Annotated in this window: 18 protein-coding genes; 4 read left to right on the top strand and 14 right to left on the bottom strand. The window is 55.6% G+C overall.

What is annotated here, in order from left to right:
* Positions 1-139 precede the first annotated feature (139 nt).
* Positions 140-1,759, top strand: a complete 1,620-nt coding sequence (gene pckA, locus EDC54_RS12545; RefSeq protein WP_132456700.1) for a phosphoenolpyruvate carboxykinase (ATP) — start codon at positions 140-142, stop codon at positions 1,757-1,759.
* A gap of 197 nt (positions 1,760-1,956) precedes the next feature.
* On the opposite strand, the gene envZ is transcribed toward pckA, so the two are convergent.
* The 10 genes from envZ to EDC54_RS12495 all read right to left on the bottom strand — a co-directional run bounded on the left by envZ (position 1,957) and on the right by EDC54_RS12495 (position 15,064).
* Positions 1,957-3,315, bottom strand: a complete 1,359-nt coding sequence (gene envZ / locus EDC54_RS12540) for a two-component system sensor histidine kinase EnvZ (protein WP_132456697.1) — start codon at positions 3,313-3,315, stop codon at positions 1,957-1,959.
* Positions 3,312-4,031 carry an osmolarity response regulator transcription factor OmpR gene (ompR, locus tag EDC54_RS12535; protein WP_005969424.1) on the bottom strand — a complete coding sequence of 240 codons (720 nt, stop codon included), beginning with the start codon at positions 4,029-4,031 and terminating at the stop codon, positions 3,312-3,314. Before ompR ends, envZ begins: the two co-directional genes overlap by 4 nt.
* Positions 4,032-4,316: 285 nt before the next feature.
* On the bottom strand, positions 4,317-4,727 hold the full coding sequence (locus EDC54_RS12530; protein ID WP_132456694.1) for a ParB N-terminal domain-containing protein: 411 nt from the start codon (positions 4,725-4,727) through the stop codon (positions 4,317-4,319).
* A 64-nt stretch (positions 4,728-4,791) separates the two neighbouring features.
* Positions 4,792-5,943: an ABC transporter substrate-binding protein gene (locus EDC54_RS12525; protein WP_132456691.1), complete on the bottom strand. Its 1,152-nt coding sequence runs from the start codon at positions 5,941-5,943 to the stop codon at positions 4,792-4,794.
* The gene (locus tag EDC54_RS12520) at positions 5,936-7,183 is read right to left on the bottom strand and encodes an MFS transporter (protein ID WP_132456688.1); all 1,248 of its coding nucleotides are present in this window, start codon (positions 7,181-7,183) and stop codon (positions 5,936-5,938) included. The genes EDC54_RS12525 and EDC54_RS12520 overlap by 8 nt, the downstream gene beginning before the upstream one ends.
* Before the next feature lie 73 nt (positions 7,184-7,256).
* Positions 7,257-8,399 (bottom strand): NAD/NADP octopine/nopaline dehydrogenase family protein, encoded by a 1,143-nt coding sequence (locus EDC54_RS12515; protein WP_132456685.1) that lies wholly within the window; start codon positions 8,397-8,399, stop codon positions 7,257-7,259.
* 10 nt (positions 8,400-8,409) lie between these two features.
* Entirely contained in the window at positions 8,410-9,426 is a 1,017-nt protein-coding gene (locus tag EDC54_RS12510; RefSeq protein ID WP_132456682.1) for a PLP-dependent cysteine synthase family protein, read from the bottom strand.
* Positions 9,427-9,440: 14 nt separating this feature from the next.
* On the bottom strand, positions 9,441-10,844 hold the full coding sequence (locus EDC54_RS12505; protein WP_132456679.1) for a Y4yA family PLP-dependent enzyme: 1,404 nt from the start codon (positions 10,842-10,844) through the stop codon (positions 9,441-9,443).
* 40 nt (positions 10,845-10,884) lie between these two features.
* Positions 10,885-13,080 (bottom strand): TonB-dependent receptor, encoded by a 2,196-nt coding sequence (locus EDC54_RS12500; RefSeq protein ID WP_132456676.1) that lies wholly within the window; start codon positions 13,078-13,080, stop codon positions 10,885-10,887.
* An 82-nt stretch (positions 13,081-13,162) separates the two neighbouring features.
* Entirely contained in the window at positions 13,163-15,064 is a 1,902-nt protein-coding gene (locus tag EDC54_RS12495; protein ID WP_132456673.1) for an IucA/IucC family protein, read from the bottom strand.
* A gap of 250 nt (positions 15,065-15,314) precedes the next feature.
* Between EDC54_RS12495 and EDC54_RS12490 the strand changes: the two genes are divergently transcribed.
* Positions 15,315-16,202 carry an HpcH/HpaI aldolase/citrate lyase family protein gene (locus tag EDC54_RS12490; protein ID WP_132456670.1) on the top strand — a complete coding sequence of 296 codons (888 nt, stop codon included), beginning with the start codon at positions 15,315-15,317 and terminating at the stop codon, positions 16,200-16,202.
* 111 nt (positions 16,203-16,313) lie between these two features.
* On the opposite strand, the gene greB is transcribed toward EDC54_RS12490, so the two are convergent.
* Positions 16,314-16,790, bottom strand: a complete 477-nt coding sequence (greB, locus tag EDC54_RS12485; protein WP_132456667.1) for a transcription elongation factor GreB — start codon at positions 16,788-16,790, stop codon at positions 16,314-16,316.
* Positions 16,791-16,956: 166 nt separating this feature from the next.
* Between greB and EDC54_RS12480 the strand changes: the two genes are divergently transcribed.
* Positions 16,957-18,690, top strand: coding sequence for a lysophospholipid acyltransferase family protein (locus tag EDC54_RS12480; protein WP_132456664.1), 1,734 nt, complete (start codon positions 16,957-16,959; stop codon positions 18,688-18,690).
* A 138-nt stretch (positions 18,691-18,828) separates the two neighbouring features.
* On the opposite strand, the gene EDC54_RS12475 is transcribed toward EDC54_RS12480, so the two are convergent.
* On the bottom strand, positions 18,829-20,124 hold the full coding sequence (locus EDC54_RS12475; protein WP_132456661.1) for a citrate synthase: 1,296 nt from the start codon (positions 20,122-20,124) through the stop codon (positions 18,829-18,831).
* Positions 20,125-20,458: 334 nt separating this feature from the next.
* Here EDC54_RS12475 and EDC54_RS12470 point away from each other — a divergent pair, with 334 nt between their 5' ends.
* Positions 20,459-22,786 (top strand): Tex family protein, encoded by a 2,328-nt coding sequence (locus EDC54_RS12470; protein WP_132456658.1) that lies wholly within the window; start codon positions 20,459-20,461, stop codon positions 22,784-22,786.
* Positions 22,787-22,853: 67 nt separating this feature from the next.
* Here EDC54_RS12470 and EDC54_RS12465 read toward each other — a convergent pair whose 3' ends face one another.
* Together EDC54_RS12465 and EDC54_RS12460 are read right to left on the bottom strand one after the other, a co-directional pair.
* Positions 22,854-23,408 (bottom strand): carbapenem biosynthesis protein CpmH, encoded by a 555-nt coding sequence (locus EDC54_RS12465; protein WP_132456655.1) that lies wholly within the window; start codon positions 23,406-23,408, stop codon positions 22,854-22,856.
* On the bottom strand, positions 23,405-23,938 hold the full coding sequence (locus EDC54_RS12460) for a carbapenem self-resistance protein CarG family protein (protein WP_132456652.1): 534 nt from the start codon (positions 23,936-23,938) through the stop codon (positions 23,405-23,407). Before EDC54_RS12460 ends, EDC54_RS12465 begins: the two co-directional genes overlap by 4 nt.
* Positions 23,939-24,147: the final 209 nt, after the last annotated feature.

Raw genomic sequence — 24,147 nt, 5'->3', positions numbered from 1 at the left:
CATATCGATCACTTTTTCAACGCTATGAATAAGCAAAGTTATTAATGAATTTATTTAATTTTATGATTGCTATCGCGGTTAAAATAAGCTCACTCCCTACAATGTTTATTAGTACGACTATCACTTGAGGAGTTGCAATATGCAGAGCACAGGTGTCACCTCACAAGCCTTAGCCGCTTATGGAATCCAGAATATCCGCGATATTGTCTACAACCCCAGCTATGAACAGCTTTTCGAAGAAGAACGCTCCCCAACCCTGCAAGGCTATGAACGTGGTATTGAGACGCAATTGGGCGCCATCGCCGTCGATACCGGCATCTTTACGGGGCGCTCCCCGAAAGACAAATACATCGTGCGCGACGACGTCACCCGCGATACCGTGTGGTGGTCCGATCAGGGGAAAGGTAAGAACGATAACCACCCATTAAGCCAGGAAACCTGGACGCACCTTAAGCAGCTAGTTACGACGCAGCTGTCGGGCAAACGATTGTTCATCATTGACGCCTTTTGCGGCGCTAACCCGGACAGCCGGCTCAGCGTGCGTTTCATCACCGAGGTCGCCTGGCAGGCGCATTTTGTTAAAAACATGTTTATCCGCCCGAGCGAGGAAGAGCTGGAAGGCTTCGAGCCGGATTTCGTTGTGATGAACGGCGCAAAATGCACTAACCCGAACTGGCAGGAACAGGGGCTGAACTCTGAGAATTTTGTCGCCTTCAATCTGACAGAACGAATCCAGTTGATCGGCGGGACCTGGTACGGCGGCGAAATGAAGAAAGGGATGTTCTCGATCATGAACTACCTGTTGCCGCTAAAAGGCATCGCTTCTATGCACTGCTCGGCAAACGTCGGCGAGCAGGGCGATGTCGCGATCTTCTTCGGTCTGTCCGGCACCGGCAAAACCACCCTCTCCACCGATCCGAAACGTCAACTGATTGGTGATGACGAGCACGGCTGGGATGACGATGGCGTCTTCAACTTTGAAGGAGGCTGCTATGCCAAAACCATCAAGTTGTCCAAAGAGGCGGAGCCGGATATCTTTGGCGCCATCAAACGCGATGCGTTACTGGAGAACGTCACCGCACTGGCAGACGGCAGCGTAGACTTCAATGACGGCTCCAAAACTGAAAACACGCGCGTCTCTTACCCGATCTACCACATTCAGAACATCGTCAAACCGGTTTCCAAAGCGGGCCATGCCACCAAAGTGATTTTTCTGACGGCTGATGCCTTCGGGGTGTTGCCGCCGGTATCCCGCCTGACGTCCGATCAGACGCAGTACCATTTTCTGTCTGGTTTTACCGCCAAACTGGCGGGAACCGAACGCGGCGTAACGGAACCGACGCCGACGTTTTCCGCCTGCTTCGGCGCAGCGTTCCTGATGCTGCACCCAACGCAGTATGCCGAAGTGCTGGTGAAACGTATGAAGGCCGTCGGCGCACAGGCGTATCTGGTTAATACGGGCTGGAACGGAACCGGGAAGCGTATATCAATCAAGGATACGCGCGGGATTATTGACGCCATTCTGAACGGCAGCATTGATGACGCGGAAATGCAGACGCTGCCGATCTTCGATTTGGCCATCCCAACGTCTCTGCCCGGCGTCAACCCTGACATTCTCGACCCGCGTGACACCTATGCGGACATCGCGCAGTGGCAGGAAAAGGCAGAAGATTTGGCGCAGCGTTTTATCACTAACTTTGAAAAATACACCGATGCGCCAGCAGGCGCGGCGCTGGTGAAAGCAGGGCCGAAGCGCTAAGCATTAACGAGAACCACAAAGAGAAAAGGCGCGGAATCCGCGCCTTTTCGTATTTTAGGACTTAATAAAGATGCTGATAACTCATGCTGGTAGCCTAAGTCTCATTTTAGGAGAAACACGGGGATGAAGTTCCCGCAGGGACACCTCACCCCGTGGTTGCTCCCTGTATCTCGGTTCTTAAACGATCGTCATTAATCCTATGACTCTTCCGCGACGCCGTTATCCGTCGGGGTGTCCGTCAACAGCGGCAAATAGGCACGGACACAAAGCCCGCCGCGCTCGCTGGCGCTGACATCCAGAATGCCGTTGTGGGCATCGATAATACGCTGAACAATCGCCAGCCCCAGCCCGGTGCCGCTGGTGGTTCTCGCGCTATCGCCGCGCACAAAGGGCTGGAACAGGTGCTTGAGCTGATCGGGGGCGATACCCTCCCCGTCATCTTCAACCTGAAACCAGGCTCGCTGTAACTCACGCCCGGTGCTGACTTTTATCCAGCCATCACCGTAACGCGCCGCATTCACCACCAGATTCAACGCCGCGCGCTTTATCGAAAGCGGGCTGACGCGCACCAGCAAATCGCCCGTGGCAAACTCGCTGTCAATCTGGCGTTCATAACCACTTTCCGATGCCACCACTTCACCCATAATCGCGTTCAGGTCAGTCACTTCCGTCTGCATTTCCTGTCCGGTACGCAGGTAATCAAGGAACTGCTCAATAATCGCATTACACTCTTCAATGTCCTTATTGATCGACTCCGCCAGATAGTCGTCTTCCTTGCCCATCATTTCGGTCGCCAGACGAATTCGCGTCAGCGGTGTGCGCAGATCGTGACTGACGCCCGCCATCAGCAGCGTGCGGTCATCGGCCAGTAATTTCACGCCGGAGGCCATCTGATTAAAGGCCCGGGTCACCGAACGGACCTCCGATGCGCCATACTCTCGCAGCGGCGGCGGAATAATGCCCTTACCGACCTGCAACGCGGCATGTTCCAGTTCCACCAATGGCCGGTTCTGCACCCGGATAAACAGCCACGCGCCGCCAATCACCAACAGCATAATCGCCAGCGTATAGCGAAAGAGCGGAGAGAAGTCGCCCTGATGAATTTCAGTAAGGGGAACGCGTACCCAGATATCCGGCGATAGCCAGGTTTTCAGCCACACCACCGGGGTGTTCTTGCTGACTTCAACGCGCACTTCCGTCGGGCCGCCAAGTTGCTGCGCCATCTGGTCGCTCAGAAACCGATAATGCTGCGCCCAACGCAGGCCACTTTCTTCCGCCGCGGCATTGGTATAGAGCGATATCCCCAATTCGCGGTAAATTTCACGCCGGAACGCGGGTGGCACCTCAAGCGTGGAACCATCCTCCAATTGCAGGCTGTCCGTCATCAGCATTCTTACTTCGTATGCCAGTACCTTATTGAACTGCTGTAAACTGGGTAAAATGGCAAAGTTGAGCACCACCAGATAAGTGGTGACCAGACTGACGAACAATAGCGTGACAATCAGTAGCAACGTCCGGGCAAAGGAACTGCGCGGAGAAAAACGCCATCGCATCATGCCTTACTGCCGTCCGGGACAAACACGTAGCCAAGGCCCCACACCGTCTGGATGTAGCGCGGGTGGGCCGGATCCTCTTCCACCATGCGGCGCAGACGGGAAATTTGTACGTCGATGGAACGCTCCATCGCACTGTATTCGCGGCCGCGCGCCAGATTCATCAGCTTATCGCGGGACAGCGGCTCACGCGGGTGGCTCACCAGCGCCTTAAGCACGGCGAACTCACCGCTGGTTAACGGCATAGGCTCATCATCGCGGAACATTTCGCGCGTGCCAAGATTCAGCTTGAATTTACCGAACGCGATAATCGCTTCTTCCTGCGATGGCGCTCCCGGCAGTTCGTTCGCCTGACGACGCAGCACCGCACGGATGCGGGCCAGCAGCTCGCGCGGGTTAAACGGTTTGGGAATATAGTCGTCCGCACCGATTTCCAGCCCGACGATACGATCCACCTCTTCCCCTTTCGCCGTCACCATAATGATCGGCATGGGGTTGCTCTGGCTGCGTAAACGGCGGCAGATGGACAACCCGTCCTCTCCCGGCAGCATCAGATCCAGCACCATGAGGTGAAAGGATTCACGCGTTAGTAAGCGGTCCATCTGTTCAGCATTCGCTACGCTACGTACCTGAAAACCCTGCTCGGTCAGATAACGCTCTAACAGCGCACGTAAACGCATGTCGTCATCGACAACCAGAATTTTGTAGTTCTCTTGCATTTTCTTTCTCCAAAGGCGTAATAGCGCCGATGCCACTATTGTTCAGAAACCGGTACATTACTGACAGCCATTTCTGGTATATATTCTAGGCAAAATTGTTACAAAGCATATTAAAATTCGTGGAATCAATCAGTTCCTGCGCTGTCGCACCATAAAAGCGGCAGGCAATACGTGAAGATTATAGTTGCGCCACCGTCAATAAAAAGACGGCGGCGCGGCAAAAACAGGAGAAAAACAAAGCGGGCGGATAGCGTCGTCCACACTCAGGGCGACGGCGTGAAGTGATTAACGCATGAGCGCGTCGAGCACAACGCTTACCGAAGGCAACGCTGGCTGGAAACAATGACGGGTCGTCTTGTAGGGAAACAGACTTTTCTCCGCCATAATCGTCTGCATAATCAGGCCCCTGCAAAAAGGCTGTCCGGTTTTCCAGTGAAAAACGGACACGCGCGGGTCGTCATAATCGAGCAGCGCACAGGGGATGCGCTTTAATCCCAACGCCGTTGCGGCGCGCAGCCGATGATTGCCGTCCATGATAATACCGGTTTCTTTCTCTATGGGTACGGGCGTTGTCCAGCAACCGCAGCGACAAATGTCCTCCATCAGGCATTCCACGTTCAACATATCAACGTTTTCAGAGGGACGTAGAAACTGCACGGGCGTAAGGGCAATGTGGTAAGTCATATCGTCAAACATTCTCCACCTCCTGACGTAACAATTGCGCGTCGTCCGGCGCGCTGCGCCGGCGTCGCTTCATCATTTACTGCGTAAGACTGACGAAATAGCCCGGTTGATAGTCAACCGGTAAAAACTGCTGATGAAGCTGACGGAAGGTCTTATCCGCATTCAGATCGTGAAACAGTGTCGGGTGGAACCACTCGGCCAGTTGCTGAATCGCGATAAAATCATAGGGACTGTTGTAAAACTGGTGCCAAATGGCATGGAACGCGCGTTTCTGTTTCGCGAGGGTGTTGGTATAGGCGGGTCGTCCCAGAAACCACTCAAGCCGCTGACGCCCTTCCGTCATATCCTGCCCCGGCCCCAGCCCGATCCAGCGGCCACCGGGAACAAAAGCGTCAAAGTTCCCGCTGGTGATCACCACGACCTCCGGGTTTTCCACAATCACCTGTTCGGGGTGCATCTGCATAAACGTACCCGGCGCGTTTTTCGCGGCCACGTTATCCCCCCCGGCCAGCTGCACGAATTTACCGAAGTTATCCGGGCCGAACGTCAGGCAACACTCGTCGGTATAGCCCCCCAGCCGCTCAATGAACACGCGCGGCGGACGCGGGTGCTTCGCGGCAAGCACGTCGGAAACGCGTTTCAGCTGCGCCTCGCGAAACGCGAGAAACGCTTCGGCACGCGCTTCCTGATGAAACAGCTTGCCGAACAGACGCAGGGTCGGCGCGGTATTTTCCAGCGGGTGATAACGGAAATCGACATACACGATCGGGATGCCGACGCTGTTCAATATCCGGTCATAGCCCGCATCGACAATCGCCCGCTGCGCCTCAATGTTCATAATGATCACATCCGGCTTCAGCGACACCGCCTGTTCCACGTCGAATGTGCCTTTCTCCGTGCCGTCGAACGTGGGGATCTGCGCCAGTTGAGGAAAACGATCGCGGTATTGATGCCATGTCGCCGGATCGGACTGGATCAGGTCGCGCCGCCAGGCGACAATCCGTTTGGCCGGATCGTCTCTGTCGAGCATCGCGACCAGATAGAGCTGACGCCCCTCCCCCAGCATGACGCGCTGTACCGGCGTGTTGACCTTGACCTCTCGCCCCAAAACATCCCTGATGACGGTTGGCGTTTGTTGCGCCTGCCCCGCCAACGGCGACAGGCAGACCATCAATAGCGCACTCAGTAATAACCAACGGCAAGGCTGCCGCGTCCAACAATTACACATTTTCGGTATTTCCCTTCGTCGAGAGAGAGTCATGTTTTTCCGCCGGTATCCGCAGCCGTCGCAGCAGCATCAGCGAAATCATAAATGTCACCAGATACGCCGCACTGACACAGAAGAACAGCGAACGGAGTCCGGGGGAGTAGAGAACGAGTCCGCCCAAAGAAATGCCCAGAATCGACGCAAACTGGCTGACGCTTTGCGCCACGCCGAGAATGTACCCCTGCTGCCCGGCGCCCGCCGCGCGGGAGATCAGCGCCATCAGAACGGGCGTCGTCGCCCCCAGCAATACCCCCCACAGGAAATAGAGCGGAATGAAAATCGCGATATTCAGCATCGTGGCGGCGATCAATGTCACCAGGGCGCAGGCCAGCATCACGAGGCACAGACGGCCCAGCGTCTGCGGCAACGTCAGGTTTTCAAAATAGCGCGCCCACAGTGACGCGGAAACAATCACGCCGGTCGCCTGCAAGCCATAGCACAGGCCGATAATCCACTTATCCACCTGAAAGACGCCGTCCATATACAGGGAAAACGGCGTTTGCGGGATCATGCGGCTGGTCAGCAGCAGGCCGGAAATCAGCAAAAGACCGGAGATCGGCGACAGCGCCCAGAGCCGTTTGCGGGGGGCGTCTTGCTCTTTCTTCTGCGCGTCCGCTGGCGGTGCCGCCGGTGCGACATAGGGCAGGAACAGCGCCACGGTAATGCCGCACAGGGCGCACAGGATCGCGGCACTCAGGTTAATCCAGAAGAAATTCAGGTAATCGAGAATCAACCCGCCGACAATCGCCCCCAGCAGCGATCCCACGTTGGTGGAAACCTGAAGCCAGGCAAACAGCCGCGTGCGCTGCAACGGGCTGACGACGGCGACACCGTAGGCCTGCGCCGGCGCGATATAGCCCGCACAGGCGCCCTGAATAAAACGCAGGGCGACGATCGTCCAGATATCATTTGCCCAAGCCAGCCCGAGCTGGGTCAACGCCAACCCGAACAGCGCGCGGATCATCATGGCTTTATTGCCCAGCCGGTCGCCCATGCGCCCCCAGAAGGCGCTGGTCAGCATAATACCCAACATCGGGCCGACGTACACGGCAATCCCCGCGATGCTCAGTTCAGCGCCGGACGACATGCTTTCCAGATGCAGCGGCCAGAACGGCCCGCTCATCTCCATCGCCCCCATCGCCACCAGCTGTACGACAAACATAAAGTGGATAATGAACGCGACCTGCCCACTCAAGCGCATGCGTCAATTCCTTCCGCTTTCACGGCGTTCCCCTGCCTCATTCCGGCCACGGTCATCATTGCAATCATTCTCATCACGTCAGCCAGTGTTGCGGGAAGTAGTCAGGGCGCGCCTGTGTGGACATGCCCATATAATCACTGCACCACCGGTAAACTTCTTCAATATACGGCACGCTAACGGCCAGGTTCTCCGCAATCGTCACCAGCAGACTCAGCCCGTAGGCGATATCTTCCTGAAACACCCGATGCTGCGTATCAAACTCGTACCCGCCTGCCTCCCGCTTTCGCAGCGGCAGACCAATACCGTGATAGGCTTGATTGGTGCGCAGCACGGAGAGCATCGTATGCGCATCGGCAATCTGATCGCCATAGGCATCGATAATCTCCTGCTTGAGCGGCAGCACCGACTCCAGCCGCACGCCAAGCCGCGACGCCAGCGCCGCACACAGCCGCTGGTTCTCTTCATCCATGCGTTCCAGATAATAGGCGCCGAGTTCCGGGCAATCATTCCACCAGCACAGCGGCTGCGAGAGCGGTCGGGCATACCACTGGCCATAGGGACCGATCAGACCGTAAATCACCGCACTGTGCATAATCGGGTTGCCCGGCGTCAGCGTGATCTCTAAATAGTCCGGCAATAACACCACCGGCGCGGCGTAGAGCCGCTGCAACCTAGCCACCAGCGCCTGTTGGCTCGCCGCATTTTCGCGTCGGTGCGTAGCGACATACAGCGTGGCCTTTTCGCCGCCCATTTTGACCGACTGGCCCGGCAGCAAATCGAACGCAATGTGCGCGACGTCCTTCATTCCCCAAATCACCGCGTTTGGGCGCGTGGCCAGTTCCCGCTCAGCCAGCCAGTCAAAACCGCAAAAACCGGGGATCGCCCCGACATAGACCGGCTTATCCGTAGGGAGATGCGCGGCGATGCGCGCCAGCAAGCCGGCGCGGAAATTGGCGGGAACGGTGATAATCACAACATCCGCATCGCGACAGGCTTCAGCCGGGTCGTGGGTGACGCAGTCCGGCGTCGCCGTCAGCGTTTTGCCATTGGGCAGTTGCGCGTATAGCCGTTTGCCGTGCTGCTGATAGATTTCCGGCAAACGGGGATCGCCGCCCAGTAACGTCACCTTGACGTCTGGTCGTTGCTTAAACAGTACCGTGGTGAGATGGCCGGTCTTCCCGGCCCCGCAAATCACCACGTTAAGCGTTCTAGTCATCCTTGACTCCTTAACTCGCCTGCTCCAGAGAAATCGCGTTGCCCAGCCAGCGATCCAGATCGTGCCATACGCCGCTATCCGTCAGATTACGCGCCGCCAGCCACTCTTCGTTAAACACCGTGTGCAGGTATTTTTCACCCCCGTCGGCGATCGCCAGCACCACATTGCCACCAATGCGATCCTGATAGATCAGCTCCAACGCTTTATAAATGACGCCGCCCGTCGAGCCGCCGACCAGCAGACCGTAGTGCCGTGCGACATAGCGCGCGGTTTCAAACGCCTGCGTATCCGACACCTGTTCGCCATAGTCAATGCAGCTGTAATCCAACACCAGCCCTACGGTGTCCCCCGCGGGCGTTCCCGTGCCGGACTGATAGTAGGGCTTGCCGGGATGGCCGAAGACAATGGAGCCGACCGGCTCGACGGCAATCGTCGTGATATCCGGGTTATGGACTTTCAGACCGTGCGAAATACCGGTCATCGATCCGCCGGTGCCCACGCAGCCGACAAAGGCGTCAATTTTGCCAATCTGGCTGAATAGCTCGCGCACAAAATCGGCATAGCCGCCAGCATTCGCCGCGTTGTCCGACTGGTTCATAAACACCGCGCCGGGGATCTCCTGCGCCAGCTGCGCCGCCGTACGCTGACGCTCCACGACCGCCACTTCATCTTCGCCGTAATCCCCGGAGACATAGCGAATCTCAGCGCCGAGCGCGCGCATGATGGCGATCTTGTCCTGTGCCGCGTGATGATCGACGACGGCGATAAAACGCAGGCCGAACTCAATTGACGCCAGCGCCAGACCGATGCCGGTATTGCCCGACGACGATTCGACAATGGTGCCGCCGGGACGGATTTTACCTGACTTTAATCCCGCGACGATCATGTTGCGCGCCATGCGATCTTTCATACTGCCGCCGGGATTATTCTTCTCCACCTTGAGTAACAAACGCGTATCCCCATAAGGAACCGGAATTTGTATAACGGGTGTATTTCCAATCAAGTCAGTTACTTTATTCAGGATCATGGGTTCTGCTCCATTCAGTTATCACTGGAAAAAATCAGCTCACCTTTCTTACCTTTGAAAGCACACAGGCGCACAGGCAGCGGATGCCGATGAAACGCGTTTTCCAGCAGGTCCATCTGGTATCCCGCCGTGTTTGCGTAAATCAGTAAATCGCCGGGCTGCGGCACGGTTCGAAAATGAATCAATCGGTTCGTAATGACATCGTCGTCCAGACAGCTGTGTCCGGCGATCCAGGCTTTGCCCGGCGTCGGACGCGCGCCTTTTTTGACAGAAAAAATATGCAGAGGATCGATCAGGAACTCAGAGTTAAACCAGGTTTCGCACGCGCTGAAGCTGCTGCCTTCGACAAACACCACGTGGTGACCATCAGGCTGACGGCGCGTGCGCGTCACGCGAAACACCGTAATCGCACTTTGATCGGCCAGACTGCGCCCCGGCTCCATCGCCAGAATCAGGCCGTGCTGCTTTAGCACATCCGCCACGCTGCCCTGCCCGATCGGGGCTGACAGAAATGCCTCAAGATAGTCGGCTGCCGAGCGCCAGCCGCCATACGGGTAAAACGAGGCCGGCACCTGACCGTGGCGGTAATCCGCGGCATTCTGTTTCGCCAGATAGTCCTGATAGCAAGAAGCGGAAAGATATTGGATCGGCAGCCCGCCGCCGATATCTATGACGACAGGCTGCAAACCCTGTTCCCGCGCACGCGCCAGTAACGGCAGAATCTCAGTGAATGCCGCCACGCGCGTGTCGGGTTCATAACCCCCCAGATGGAAATGGAACCCCTCCAGACGCAGCACATCCGATCTGGCGTCCAGCGTCGCCAGACAGCGCGCGATCTCATCGGCCAGCAGACCAAACCGGCTGGCCTGCGCGAACGAGGGGCGATAACGCAGCAGCACCCGCACCGGCTCAGTGACGCGTAACAACTGCGAAAGCGTCAGGAGTTCGTCGAACTCTTCCGGCGAGTCCAGCACAATAAGGGCGCGATGGCGTACCAGCTCCGTCAGAAACTCACGCGTTTTCGCCGGGCCGGTGGCGCACAGTCGCGCGCCATCACAGCCGGCGCGCAGAGCGTCCCGCAGTTCCTGCAAGCTGGAGACATCCACGCCGATGCCCGTATTGACAGCCGCTTGCACCAATCCCGGCGATTTGTTCACCTTCGCGCCGTAATACAGGCGGCAATCGACGTCATGACGTCGCAACACCGTTCGCAATGCAGCGACATTGTTGGCTACAGTGTGCGGCCAGACAATATTCAGCGGCGACCCATACTGTTCAACCAGCCATGACAGCCTTTGCGGCGAGTTGAAAAGAAACCGCTCAATCTCGCCATCCAGATAAGGCGTCAGTCTCTCAGGCCAATGGGCCTGCATAACAGTGGGGGAAGATACTGCTGCAAAGCGAAACAGGTTGCTCATCGCCATCTCCTTAACCTCTGGTTTCTTAAAACCCGGTTCCTTAGAAATCAACCGCCACGGAAAGCATCAGCGTGCGCGGCGTTCCTTGCGAGACCGTGCTGAATGACGTCACGCCAGACCAGTAATCGCGGTCGAAAGCGTTGAGAACATCCGCCCGGAACGTGGTGGGCGCGTTATAGATGCGTGTCTTGTAACGCGCCCCGAAATCAACGGTGGTCCAGGAAGGAATGGATTGCGTATTGGTGGTGTTGACATGCTGTTTCCCGTTATGGGTAACGCTGGCGTTTAACGTCAGATCGCGCAGGAACGGCACATCGTATTCCACCCCGGCGTTGGCCTGAAAACGGGCGGTGCCCGGCGCACGCTTGCCCTGCGCGCCCGGCGTCACGCTTTTGGTCAACTCGGCATCCAGCAACATGACGCCGCCGGTCAGGCGCAAATCTTCCCGCGGCGACCCGACCACATCCAGCTCGATCCCACGGTTGCGCTGTTCGTTGGCTTCCACAAAGGTGTTGTCAACCAGCGCGCCGCTGGGTTTGGTGATCTGGAAGACGCTCAGCGTAGAGATTGTCCCCAGCGCCTCCACCTTCACCCCAGCCTCATACTGTTTGCTCTTATAAGGCGTCAGTACCTGTCCGGCATTATTCGCCGTGGTGGGCGCGACATCCCCTTTACTCAGCCCTTCGATATAGTTGGCGTAGAGCGAGACGTTCCGCCAGGGTTTTACAATCACCCCAAGCATTGGGGTGATTGCGCTCTTGTCGTAGGAAGAGCGCGTTCCGCCATCCGGCGCGGCGAAATTATCTGAGCTGATCTGCTGATAGCGCAGCCCGCCCGTGACTTGCAGCGTGTCGTCCCAGAAGCCGAGCGTATCCGCCAGCGCGATACCCGATAACGCGGTGGAAGAACGCTTGTATGCGCTTTTCGGGGCGGCGATATCCTGCTCCGGGGAAAACACCGGGCGGTAAATATTCGAATCAATCGCCGTTCCGCTGACGACGCCGCTGGCCTGACGATCGCGGTAATAGCTGGTTTGCGCCGACAGCTTGTGTGTCACCGAGCCCGTTTCCACATCTGCACGAATGCCGGTCGCCAAATTGTAACGGCTGGTCGTAAAACGATAATTCCCGACGTTGGAACGAATATCGCCGTTGTTATTGATCACCTGCGGCACCTGTTCCGACAGGCGGCTGACGTGTGCGCTGGAACCGCCCAGATCGGTAAACCAGGTAACGTTATCCGCCAGATCGTATTCCGTGTGCAGCAGCACCGACTGATCTTTGGAATGCCAGTATCCCCACGGTTGGGAGATATTGTTATTGCCATCCGGCGCGTCGGGCACGGTCACATCAGCCGCAAACGAATAAGGCCGCGACGGCGCGCGCGTTTTCAGGTGTTGAGTAATGAGATCCAGCGTGGCGCGAAAACGCTCCGACGAAAAATCCAGCCCCAACGAACCGACCTGCGTGCGCTTGTCGCTGCCGTCCCACACCGTGTCGCCATAGCCATAGTTACCGTTAAAACGGATACCCAGCAGATTGTTATTTTCCAGCGCATAGACACGGGAAATATCCGCATGCTGTGTGATCTGGGAATCGGACTGCCAACGGGTGGTGAAGCGGGTCAGATTACCGACGGTGGTCGGACGTTTGGTGACGGCGTTAATCACGCCACCCACGCTGCTGTTCGGCGACAGTCCGTACAACAGCGCCGACGGCCCTTTCAATACCTCAACCCGTTCGATGTAGTCCGTCATTAACTGATAGTTGGGAGCAACGCCGTAAACGCCGTTCATGGCGATATCGCTCAGGTTCCCTTCATTCAACGGGAAACCGCGGATATAGTAAGAGTCCAGCAGCCCCCCTTGCGAGCTGCTCACCCGTACCGACGCATCATGCGCGACCACCTGTCCCAGCGTCTGCGCCTGTTTATTTTCAATAAATTCGGCGGTCACATTACTGACGTTAAACGGCGTGTCCATGACGTCCTTTTTCCCCAACAGCCCGGTACTGGAGGCGCGCGCCGACATGCCGCCGGGCACCATATCCTGCGCGTTCCCACTGCTGCGGGCTTCAACCACTATAGTGGCATCATCGTGCGTGCGCGTGTCGGCCTGCGCCGCCATGACGACATCGCTCGGTACGACCAGCGCAGCCGCCACGGCCATTGCCAACGTGGAAGGAGCAGGGAAATACGCTTTCCTGATAGACAAAATGAAGTTTTTCCTGGCGTTCATCAAAAAATTTATCCATCTCAACATGAGAACTGAAAAAAGATGCTTCCGTCACTCAGCCGTGAACAGGAGGCATCGCCAAACATCATGGCCCGACGCGGTGCCTTTCCTCTTCAATGAGGAAAGGGTTGCTCAGGCCATGCTGAATCCGATAGTCGCGGTATTCTTGGATATGCATGCGCAACAGCGAGCGCGTATACCAGGGCTGGGTCAAAAACATGTCGCGTTCGGTCTGCCACAGCTCGCTATCGACGCGTGATTTCACCGCGTCAAAAGCGGCGTCAGTTTCTTCTTTCATCACCTGCCATAACCGGGCATCGGCAACGCCGTATGCCGCGCTGAGCGCCAGCGCCAGCTCATGCAAGTGGCTGACAAAACAGGCATCGACAACAAACATCCGTACCGGCTCGATATCCTCTTCAAACACCGTAGGCAGAATGCCGGGCCAGATGTAGGGTTGCAGGTGATAACCACGCTGGCGCAGCAGCGGCGCGTAGGTACGCCCATCGCCGAAATCGCGGATTAACACCCCCTGTGCCACGCCTTCCGGCGAAAAGAGGATCTGGCTGTTCTGTTGATGCGCTTCCAACCCAATGCCATACAGCAGATAGATGGCGATAACCGGGCGGGTAACGGCACGCACGTATTGGCGGAACCAGTCTTCAACACCCAGTCCGGACAGCGTCACCAGCTCGGTAAACAACGGGCTATCGCAATGGGGCAACGCCGTAAACAACGTGGCGACGGTCACCGGCAACGCGCCGTTGGTGCGCTCATAGGCCTGGGCATCACGGAACACCACGGAGAGATGTTTACCCGGCGCATCATCCTGATGAACCGCGTGTTTATAGTGGAACGCCGCCTCTTCACGGAAAAAGGCCAGCCGCTGCTCAAACCCGCCCTCTTTTTCCAGAATCGCTTCGATAAGGGTGCTAATGCGTGGCCCCATATGAATCGATTTCGCCTGTAGGCTACGCATTTCACTGGTCATCCAGATGGCGACAGGCAGTTTAATAAAGGGGGAGGTCGGTGGCTCAACGGGTAACACGGTACGGAACGACATCCCCGGCAGAGTAAGGAGATCGGGGCCGTCGGTGAGCAAAATCCCTTCGGCGATCTCATCCGCGTAATGGGATTTCACCCAGTTTTCCAGATGCCAGCGATGAATAGGCAGCGGGAGCCACTGCGTCTCATCCAGCCCCTGTTGATTCAAGCGCTGCTTCCAATCCAGCCAGAGCGCAGGAAATGCCTGAGCAAACCACGGATGGAATTCCTCAACGTGCGGCATACACTCCATATAGGCCATATCACGGCGCAGCGCGGCGATACGCAGCGGCACGCGGGCGTTGAATTCCGGCGAGAACTGCCGAACGTCTTCATCACTCAGCCCCGGGCGAGATTTCCAGGTCGGATAGTAGGGGTGGCCTTCCAGCGAGCCCCATTGATCGAGAAACATGGCCGCATCGCGAATGCTTAACCGCCGGCGCAACCAGTATGTGAAATATTTTTGCCCTTCCTGCTGCATGGCATCAGCCACTTCGGCACGCCAATGACGCCGATGGCGCCGGGCGTTCGCATCATGATGCACACTGTTGCCGACATCTTTCTTCAGGCCGCGAATGCCGCTCTCTTCCGGCTGAAAGTCGAAACTCGCGCGAAGCACATCAATTAACTGGTCAGGCTGGGTAATCGGGGAGGACGTGCCATTTGAATGAATGAGATAAATATTTCCATTATTAATATATGTGTTTGCTGGTGCCGGGGAAATATCATCAAACTGCAATACATCCTTACTGCCGCGTAAAGTAAAGGTCGCCGACCGGGTATTAACCCCAATAAACTTCAGGTCATCTTTATTCAAAATACCTTCAGCAAAAAAGCAGCGGATCAATCGCCTAAATGCATTTTTATTTGAATAATCATAAAGAAAATCATCATTATCCTGTTGTATATCCCTGTGTATAACCGCGTCAACCTTGATATTCATAACCACTCCTCATACTGGCAAGAAACGTAAGAAATTATTGCAGTAACGTATAAAAAGTTGTCGCTAAGGCTCGGGTTAACACCGCCCGAAACTTAATAAAATGTCGTGATAGAGAGATTGAAAAATAATTGACGGAAAGCTAGCATATCACGAACGCCAATGTAAATAGATATCATTCTTGTTTGCGATAATTTAGTGAGTTTTTTATAAAGACATTGTTAATCAATTAAATAATCAACAGGAGAACAGCATGGAACACGCTAAGACCTATCTCTTTGTGCCTGGAAATGCGCCCCATCGCTTTCAACATGCCATGAGCTCTGGCGCGGACGCTGTCATATTCGATCTGGAAGATGCCGTTCATCCTGACGAGAAAAATCAGGCCAGAGAGAATATTCTCCAATGGTATGAAAATGATACGTTCGTCTCCAAAGTAAATTGCAAAAAATATATACGTGTGAATAAAATTAATTCACCAGCCTTCCATGAAGACATCGAATTCCTAAATAAACTCAGCAGTAAAGAAAAATTAAGAAATAAAACAACGGCAGAAGAGAGAATAATCACGCATGACATTGTTCTGCCAAAAGTAGAATCCGCGAAAATGCTGAATGAAGCGCGAGAAATGATAAATTGTCATAGATATAGATTAAGAAACGCCAACATTATCGCGATTATTGAAACGGCGCGCGGGTTACACAATGCGGAAGAAATTTGTGCCGCTGACGTAGAAAGGGTGGCGTTCGGCTCGCTGGATTTCTCACTCGATATCGATTGCGATCAATCTCTGCATGCCTTGCTGTATGCCAGAAGTCGCATCGTGCTGGCTTCCCGGCTGGCCGGGTTACCCCCACCCATTGATTGCGTTAATCCTGACTTCACCCATCACGAGCGGGTTTTGGCGGATGCGCTGCACGCCCGCTCTCTGGGCTTTTCGGCCAAGCTCTGCATTCATCCCTCCCAGCTCAACGCCATTCAACAAGCATTCGCGGCAGATCGCAGCAAAATAGACTGGGCAAAACAGGTGCTGAAAGCCGCCGAGCACAGCTACGCTTTCCAGATAAACGGCGAAATGGTGGATTTGCCCGTCATTGAACAGGCAAAACGGCTGCTGCGCGCGCAAAATTCAGGTGGCTGAACCGCGTCTACCGCAGCGTGCCGAGCTCGCTCTCACCGGTGAACATGATGAACGCCCAAAACGCCACAGCGCGACGGGCGTGCTACGGATTAATTACACACCACGCGGCTATCACTTAACATAGTCGATCGCGTTGACATACCACTCACGCGGACCGTCCGGCGTATTGACGATAAATTCCTCATCGACACTTTTTTTCAGCAATGCGCGCGCCATGGGGGAATCAATCGAGATGTAGTCTTTGTTGTCACCGTAAATTTCATCCGGCCCGACAATACGGAAACGCTTCACATCACCGTCACTATTTTCGATTTCCACCCAGGCGCCAAAAAACACTTTGCCATCCTGCTGTGGAGAGTAGTCAACGATCTTCAATTCCGTCAGGCACTTTCGAAGATAGCGCAGGCGTCTGTCGATCTGGCGCAACAGCCGTTTGTTATAGGTGTAGTCCGCATTTTCGGAACGATCCCCCAGACTCGCCGCCCAGGAGACAATCTTGGTAATTTCCGGGCGTTTTACATGCCAAAGATGGTCATGTTCTGCCCGCAGTTTATCGTACCCCTCACGGGTAATCAGGTTTGTTTTCAAGTAAATAACCCCGTCAGGCCCCAATGCGCGACGCAACGCGTTAATCTGCCCATATTAAAATATCTCATTACACAAACTTATTTATAGGAATAACAATTTACCAATAGACATAAATATGTCATTTCAATACCGTACTTTAGCCTCCGAGAGCTACGGAGGACGATTTATGTTTAGCTTAGACGCCATTCTGCAAGATCTTGCCCCGCACCGCCATACGCCGCCCTGGCAGAAAACCGTATTGCGCTCCCTGCTATTTGAAACTGAAATGCAGCAATTTGCGCGACGCTATCCCCATTTGAAAGGGCTGGATCTGGTTGAGCAGATTCTCGATCATTTCCACTTCAATTGTGAAATGTTCGAAGGCGATTTAGAAAATATTCCCAGTCAGGGACCGGTGGTGCTGGTGGCTAATCACCCGATTGGCTCGCTGGACGGTCTGGCATTACTGCGTACCGTTGCCAGCGTCAGACCTGACGTGCGCATCCTCGCTAACCAGTTACTCTCTTATGTCGCCCCGCTCAAAAATCTGTTTTTCTCCGTTGATAACTTCAATAACCGTACCAAACGCCAGCAAATCAACGCCATCCAGCAACATCTGAACGATGACGGCGCCATCATCGTCTTCCCGGCGGGAGAAGTTTCACGCATCAGCCTGCAAGGTATTCGTGACGGTCACTGGCACAGCGGATTTATCCGCATGGCAAGCAAAGCCCGCGCGCCCGTCGTGCCCATCCATATCAGCGGGCGCAACAGCATGTTGTTCTATCTTTTTTCTATGGTTTATCGTCCGCTGTCCACCCTGCTGCTGGTCAGAGAAATGTTCAGCCAGCACGGACATACGCTCAAACTGCGTATCGGCGCCAGAATTCCCTATGCGTCATGGAGCCAGGGGGAATGGAACGCCAACGATCTGGCGGCGCGTTTCCGACGTCATGTTTATCGACTGGGGCAAGGCAAGCCCGGTTGCTTCTGTGGTGAAAAGCCCATCGCCTTATCCGAAGATCGCGTGCTGCTGAAACGCGCGCTCTCAACGTGCGAAACGCTGGGCACCACGCCAGATGGCAAAACCGTTTATCTGTACCGTCGCGGCGCAGAAGATTATGCCCCGCTGTTACGCGAACTCGGACGCCTGCGCGAGATTGCGTTCCGAGCCGTCGGCGAAGGCTCCGGCCAACGTCGCGATCTGGACAGCTACGACGACGACTATCTGCACCTGATTCTGTGGGACGAATGTGAGTTGGAAATTGCGGGCGCTTACCGCTTTATACCTACCGCTCGTCAAATCGCGGAAAAAGGCAAAAACGGACTATACAGCCATAGTCTGTTTCAATATGGCGACGAGATGGCCCCGATACTGGCATCGGGCATTGAGCTGGGACGCAGCTTTATTCAGCCTAAATACTGGGGCAAACGCGGGCTGGATTACCTCTGGTTGGGCATTGGCGCCTATCTGGCGCGCTACCCGGAATACCGCTACCTGTTCGGCCCGGTCTCCTTGTCCAGTACGTTACCGCCTAACGCCCGTGATTTGCTGGTCGCGTTTTATCGGCTGCATTTCGCCCCCGTTAGGCCATTAGCGACCTCGCGCCGACCTTATCCGGCCTCGTTGCCCGACGTGTTAAAGCAGTTTGAAGGAACGGACTATCAGCAGGATCTCACGCGGCTCAAGAGTATGCTCAGCAACATGGGGTGTGCCATCCCAACGCTTTACAAACAGTACTCAGAGCTGTGCGAACCGGGCGGCGTTCAGTTTATCGACTTCGGTATCGATCCCGATTTCAATCACTGTATCGACGGTCTGGTACTGGTCGATCTGCAACAGCTAAAAAAATCACGTTATCAGCGCTATATCTCCCCTTTTGTCGATGATAACGCGTCGACAAGCGCCGTTTTCCCCTGATTCTCCGGTGCGTTGGCTCGCCCGCTAACGCACCGCATCCATGCTCAGCGGGCGACGCCAAGGGCGGCATACCTTTGTTTTATGCCCCCGAAAATGCACGATTTCCACCTGCGGGGAGCGCCGTCAGCCTGACCGCCTTTACGCTGGGGTGACATTGCGCCGGGAAACATAGTCCCGACGCGGCTGCCCGGTATAAACCTGCCGCGGGCGATAGATGCTGATTTCCTGCTGTTTGTGCATTTCATCCCAATGGGCAATCCAACCGATCGTCCGGCCCACGGTGGAGATCACCGTAAACATCGACGGCGGTAGCCCCATCGCTTTCAGGATGACGGAGGTATAAAAATCAACGCTCGGATAAAGCTTATTCTCAAGAAAGTAAGCATCGGTCATGGCGATATGTTCCAGCTCCATCGCCACCTGCAACAGACTGTCCTCCATGCCTAATTCATTAAGCACCTCGTGACAGGTTTTGCGCAGGATCGCCGCGCGCGGATCGAAATACTGGTAGATAGCGTTGCCAAACCCCATCAGGCGGAATGAATCACGCCGGTCTTTCGCGCGCCGTACAAACTCAGGAACGCGTTCAACGGTTTTTATCTCTTCCAGCATATGCATACAGGCTTCGTTCGCGCCGCCGTGCAGCGGCCCCCACATCGACGCCAGCCCGGCGGCGATACAGGCAAATGGGTTTGCCCCGGAAGAACCTGAAGCTCTGACCGCCATGGTGGACGGACATTGACCGTGGTCGGCATGCAGGATCAGGATCCGGTTCATCGCCCGCTCCAGCACCGGATTCACCTCATACTTTTCCGCCGGAATCGAAAACAACATATGCAGAAAGTTGCCGGTATAAGAAAGGGAATTACGCGGATAGACGGAGGGCTGCTCAATAGAATATTTGTAACACATGGCCGCCAGCGTCGGCATTTTTGACAGCAGCCTGACAGCCGCCAGCTCGCGGTGCGCCGCATTATGAATATCCAACACATCGTGATAGAACGCGGCCAGCGCCCCCACCACCGCACACATCAGCGCCATTGGGTGAGCGTCGCGCCGAAAGCCGCTGAACATCCGGGTAATTTGTTCATGAACCAGCGTATGGCGGGTAATATTATCGGCAAACTGCGCGTAGGCTTCCGGTGACGGCACATCGCCATGCAGCAGGATGTAACAAACCTCAGTAAAGTCACACTGCTCGGCAAGTTGCTCGACAGGGAAGCCCCGGTGCAGCAACTCGCCCTTCACCGCATCAATATAGGTAATCGCCGACGCGCACCCCGCCGTATTGGCAAAACCGGGATCGTAACTACACAGCCCATGCTGGCCGAACGGACGAATATCCACGGCGTCCTTTCCCAGCACGCTGGAACGTATGTCCAGCTTGATACTCTCCTGCCCTTCTGCCGTCAACGTAGACGTTCTGACTGTCATGAATCGTTCTCCTGCCCGAATGATAATCTGGTTCTCGCTGGCTGTCCGCCGTGCGTGCTTATGCCGTATCGTGCTGCGCTTGTTCATTTCACAGACACAAAACCAATCTATTTCATACGCTAAAATCGTGAGTGGGTTGCAAGAATCTGAAGGAATGTTGATTTAGGTAAATTTTGCTCCGTTCCTTTTCTTCTCTCCGACCCGCATTCGGCGAACAACGCAGCGATTGTCGCCGTATTCCAGAGGGTGACGGCTGGCATTTTTCACGTTCAATCCGTATAACTGTCCCTCTGTTTATTTAACCTCTTAATTGATGACGATTGATATCAGACCCATGAATGATTCATTAAGCCAGATTATCGCCGGCGAATTGCAGGCGCGCACGGAGCAGGTCGATGCCGCAATACGCCTGCTGGACGAAGGAAATACCGTCCCTTTTATCGCCCGTTACCGTAAAGAAGTGACCGGTGGTCTGGATGACACGCAGTTGCGCCAGCTCGGAACGCGCCTCGGTTACCTGCGTGAACTGGAAGACCGACGCCAGACTATTCTGAAATCCATCGACGAGCAGGGAAAATTAACCGCACCGCTCGCCACCGCCATTAACAGCACGCTGAGCAAAACCGAGCTGGAAGATCTCTACCTGCCGTATAAACCCAAACGCCGCACGCGCGGGCAGATAGCGATTGAGGCAGGGCTGGAGCCGCTGGCCGACAGCCTGTGGCAAGACCCAAGCCAGACGCCGGAGCTGGCGGCGCAGGCTTATGTCGATGCCGAAAAAGGCGTGGCGGACGTGAAAGCCGCGCTGGACGGCGCCCGTTACATCCTGATGGAACGTTTCGCCGAAGACGCCACGCTGCTGGCAAAAGTGCGTAACTACCTGTGGAAAAACGCCCATCTGGTTTCCCGCGTGGTGGAAGGGAAAGAGGAAGAGGGCGCGAAGTTCCGCGACTATTTCGATCATCACGAACCGATTGCTCAAGTCCCTTCGCACCGCGCGCTGGCCATGTTCCGTGGACGGAACGAAGGCGTACTGCAACTGTCGCTGAATGCCGATCCGCAGTACGAAGAAGCGCCGCGCGAAAGCGACTGCGAACAGATGATTATTGACCATCTTAATCTGCGTTTAGGCGATGCCCCGGCGGACAGCTGGCGTCGCGCGGTGATTAACTGGACCTGGCGCATCAAGGTGTTGTTGCACCTGGAAACCGAACTGATGGGCAGCGTGCGGGAAAAAGCGGAAGATGAAGCGATCAACGTCTTCGCGCGTAATATGCACGATCTGCTCATGGCGGCGCCTGCGGGCATGCGCGCCACGATGGGGCTCGATCCGGGCCTGCGCACCGGCGTAAAAGTCGCGGTGGTGGATGCCACCGGGAAGTTAGTCGCGACCGACACTATCTACCCCCATACCGGTCAGGCCGCGAAAGCGGCCGCCAGTGTCGCAGCGCTCTGCATCAAACATCAGGTTGAGCTGGTGGCGATAGGCAACGGCACCGCCTCGCGTGAAACCGAGCGTTTCTTCCTGGAGACACAAAAACAGTTCCCGGCGATCAACGCACAGAAAGTGATCGTCAGCGAAGCTGGCGCATCGGTGTACTCCGCCTCCGAACTGGCGGCGCAGGAGTTCCCCGATCTGGACGTGTCGCTGCGCGGGGCGGTGTCTATCGCCCGTCGTTTGCAGGACCCGCTGGCAGAACTGGTCAAAATCGACCCGAAATCGATCGGCGTTGGTCAGTATCAGCATGATGTGAGCCAGAGTCTGCTGGCGAAGAAACTGGATGCGGTCGTCGAAGACTGTGTCAATGCCGTCGGCGTTGACCTGAATACCGCGTCCGTCGCGCTGCTCACGCGGGTCGCAGGGCTGACGCGCATGATGGCGCAAAACATTGTCGCCTGGCGTGATGAAAATGGCCGTTTCCACAACCGTGAACAATTGCTGAAAGTCAGCCGTCTTGGACCAAAAGCCTTTGAACAGTGCGCCGGCTTCCTGCGCATCAACCACGGCGACAACCCATTGGACGCCTCCACCGTTCACCCGGAAGCCTACCCCGTCGTTGAGCGTATTCTGGCGGCGACCGAGCAGGCGTTACAGGAACTGATGGGGAATTCAAACGCGCTGCGTAACCTGAAACCGACGGATTTCACCGATGAACGTTTCGGGGTGCCAACGGTGACAGACATCATCAAAGAGCTGGAAAAACCGGGCCGCGATCCGCGTCCTGAGTTCAAAACCGCCAGCTTCGCCGACGGCGTGGAAACCTTAAACGATCTGCTGCCGGGCATGATTCTGGAAGGTTCGGTTACGAACGTCACCAACTTTGGCGCCTTTGTGGATATCGGCGTACATCAGGACGGTTTGGTGCACATCTCGTCACTGGCCGACCATTTCGTCGACGACCCGCACAAGGTGGTAAAAGCTGGCGATATCGTGAAGGTGAAGGTGCTGGACGTGGATCTGCAACGTAAGCGTATCGCTCTGACCATGCGGCTTGATGAGCAACCGGGCGACACGGCCTCTCGTCGCAGTGGCGGCACACGCGACGCGGCCCCTTCTGCGCGTTCGAGTGCGAAGCCGCGCCCCGCTCGCCCCGCCAACACATCATCAATAGGCAACAGCGCCATGAGCGATGCGCTGGCCGCCGCGTTTAAAAAACGCTGATCGCAACGGTCATAAGCGTAAAAATGCAACAGGGTGAACCATGTTCACCCTGTTGCTTTCGCCATCTTCAGTAATCCAGTTCAACCGGCACAGGGTAGTCCTGCAATTTCGCCGCGCCGCCCAGCGTTTCACGGATCGTCGCCGAATAACGCGTAGTTCCCATCCCGCCGACCAGATTATCCAACTCGCTGAAGGCAAAGCGTAACGAACGGTTATGCGCCCAGTTCTCCAGCGGCGCGAGGCGATAAGTAAAATACACGACCGTCAGTTCCTGATTCACGCGGTCTATTTTTTCCACCGCTGCCACCTGCATCCTGCCGTAACACAGATCACCATACTGGCGCCGGTTCTTCTCCCCGATGGGCGATAAACGATATACCGTCGCGGCGCCTTCCTGCGTCGCGTATGCCAGCCCTGCATCGACCAACGCGTGCAAACGCCCGCTATTCCAGGGAGCGTCACCTTTAGGGCTATGCACCGGCCACTGCTTCTCGCCAAGACATAACGGCGGCTCGGCATCAAAAAAATCTTGCACCCGCTGCCGGTAATCCTGCTCGCTAAGCTGAGCCAGCGCGCCGAGGGGCGACAATAGCCCTAATGCGATCAATAAGCGTATTTTCATTTTGCCAGCATTGCCTCATCCACTTCCTTGTAGGCCTCATCGACCGACTGATAGTTGTTCTGCGTCACGACGCTTTTCAGCGCTGACCATTCATAGAGCGGCACCCCCGGATCGTCCCGCGAGGTTTTAAACGCGTAAATCGTTAAAAGCACTTTTGTAGGATCAAAGACGTTTTCACCTTGCTTCCTTGCCGTCACCAAAAAATAATGCGCTCCAGACTGAAAGAGCCGATTATCCTGCACCAAAAAATCCGCAGCGGCGGAGAGCCGATAGTCAAACCAGGTAAACGTATTGCTGTTGGCCACTGGCATAATGCTATGACCGCCGTCCGGACGGCTTACAAAGAAGGTCATCCCAAGATTGGGATGCGAAGTATTGTTGTCAAATGCAGCCACAACAACATAGTCCTTCCCACCGTTCTGGTTAAGGTCGAGCCGGTTAATACCGTCTTTCAACGCCACGGGCGTCAGAGCGGCGACGCAATGACTGATGACGCAAAGCACTATCCCGCCGACGAATTTATTTATCATCAAGTGTCCTTACCAGTCGAAAACCGATATCCGGCATGAAAAAACCGGGCGTATGCAGATCGCCGTTCACCATTACGGTGCAGTATCGCTGCCCTCTGCCAAGGTCATGCACCAACAAAAAACAAAATCGCCTTTAATCGGCTGATAAACAAAGAAAAAAACCATAAAATATTGGTATGGGAATTGCTAGGGTTCTTGCTTTCCCATGC

Source organism: Samsonia erythrinae (assembly GCF_004342665.1).
Taxonomy (GTDB): domain Bacteria; phylum Pseudomonadota; class Gammaproteobacteria; order Enterobacterales; family Enterobacteriaceae; genus Samsonia; species Samsonia erythrinae.
The sequence above is the reverse complement of the archived record's forward strand: the minus strand, read 5'-3'. Positions and strand labels throughout refer to the sequence as shown.

Coding starts and splice junctions, on each gene's coding strand:
- EDC54_RS12520 (WP_132456688.1), bottom strand. CDS start 7,183: ATGCGCTTGAGTGGGCAGGTCGCGTTCATTATCCACTTTATGTTTGTC.
- pckA (WP_132456700.1), top strand. CDS start 140: ATGCAGAGCACAGGTGTCACCTCACAAGCCTTAGCCGCTTATGGAATC.
- EDC54_RS12500 (WP_132456676.1), bottom strand. CDS start 13,080: ATGAACGCCAGGAAAAACTTCATTTTGTCTATCAGGAAAGCGTATTTC.
- EDC54_RS12475 (WP_132456661.1), bottom strand. CDS start 20,124: ATGACAGTCAGAACGTCTACGTTGACGGCAGAAGGGCAGGAGAGTATC.
- EDC54_RS12470 (WP_132456658.1), top strand. CDS start 20,459: ATGAATGATTCATTAAGCCAGATTATCGCCGGCGAATTGCAGGCGCGC.
- EDC54_RS12460 (WP_132456652.1), bottom strand. CDS start 23,938: ATGATAAATAAATTCGTCGGCGGGATAGTGCTTTGCGTCATCAGTCAT.
- EDC54_RS12515 (WP_132456685.1), bottom strand. CDS start 8,399: ATGACTAGAACGCTTAACGTGGTGATTTGCGGGGCCGGGAAGACCGGC.
- EDC54_RS12465 (WP_132456655.1), bottom strand. CDS start 23,408: ATGAAAATACGCTTATTGATCGCATTAGGGCTATTGTCGCCCCTCGGC.
- envZ (WP_132456697.1), bottom strand. CDS start 3,315: ATGATGCGATGGCGTTTTTCTCCGCGCAGTTCCTTTGCCCGGACGTTG.
- EDC54_RS12480 (WP_132456664.1), top strand. CDS start 16,957: ATGTTTAGCTTAGACGCCATTCTGCAAGATCTTGCCCCGCACCGCCAT.
- EDC54_RS12530 (WP_132456694.1), bottom strand. CDS start 4,727: ATGTTTGACGATATGACTTACCACATTGCCCTTACGCCCGTGCAGTTT.
- EDC54_RS12490 (WP_132456670.1), top strand. CDS start 15,315: ATGGAACACGCTAAGACCTATCTCTTTGTGCCTGGAAATGCGCCCCAT.
- EDC54_RS12510 (WP_132456682.1), bottom strand. CDS start 9,426: ATGATCCTGAATAAAGTAACTGACTTGATTGGAAATACACCCGTTATA.
- EDC54_RS12505 (WP_132456679.1), bottom strand. CDS start 10,844: ATGAGCAACCTGTTTCGCTTTGCAGCAGTATCTTCCCCCACTGTTATG.
- ompR (WP_005969424.1), bottom strand. CDS start 4,031: ATGCAAGAGAACTACAAAATTCTGGTTGTCGATGACGACATGCGTTTA.
- EDC54_RS12525 (WP_132456691.1), bottom strand. CDS start 5,943: ATGTGTAATTGTTGGACGCGGCAGCCTTGCCGTTGGTTATTACTGAGT.
- EDC54_RS12495 (WP_132456673.1), bottom strand. CDS start 15,064: ATGAATATCAAGGTTGACGCGGTTATACACAGGGATATACAACAGGAT.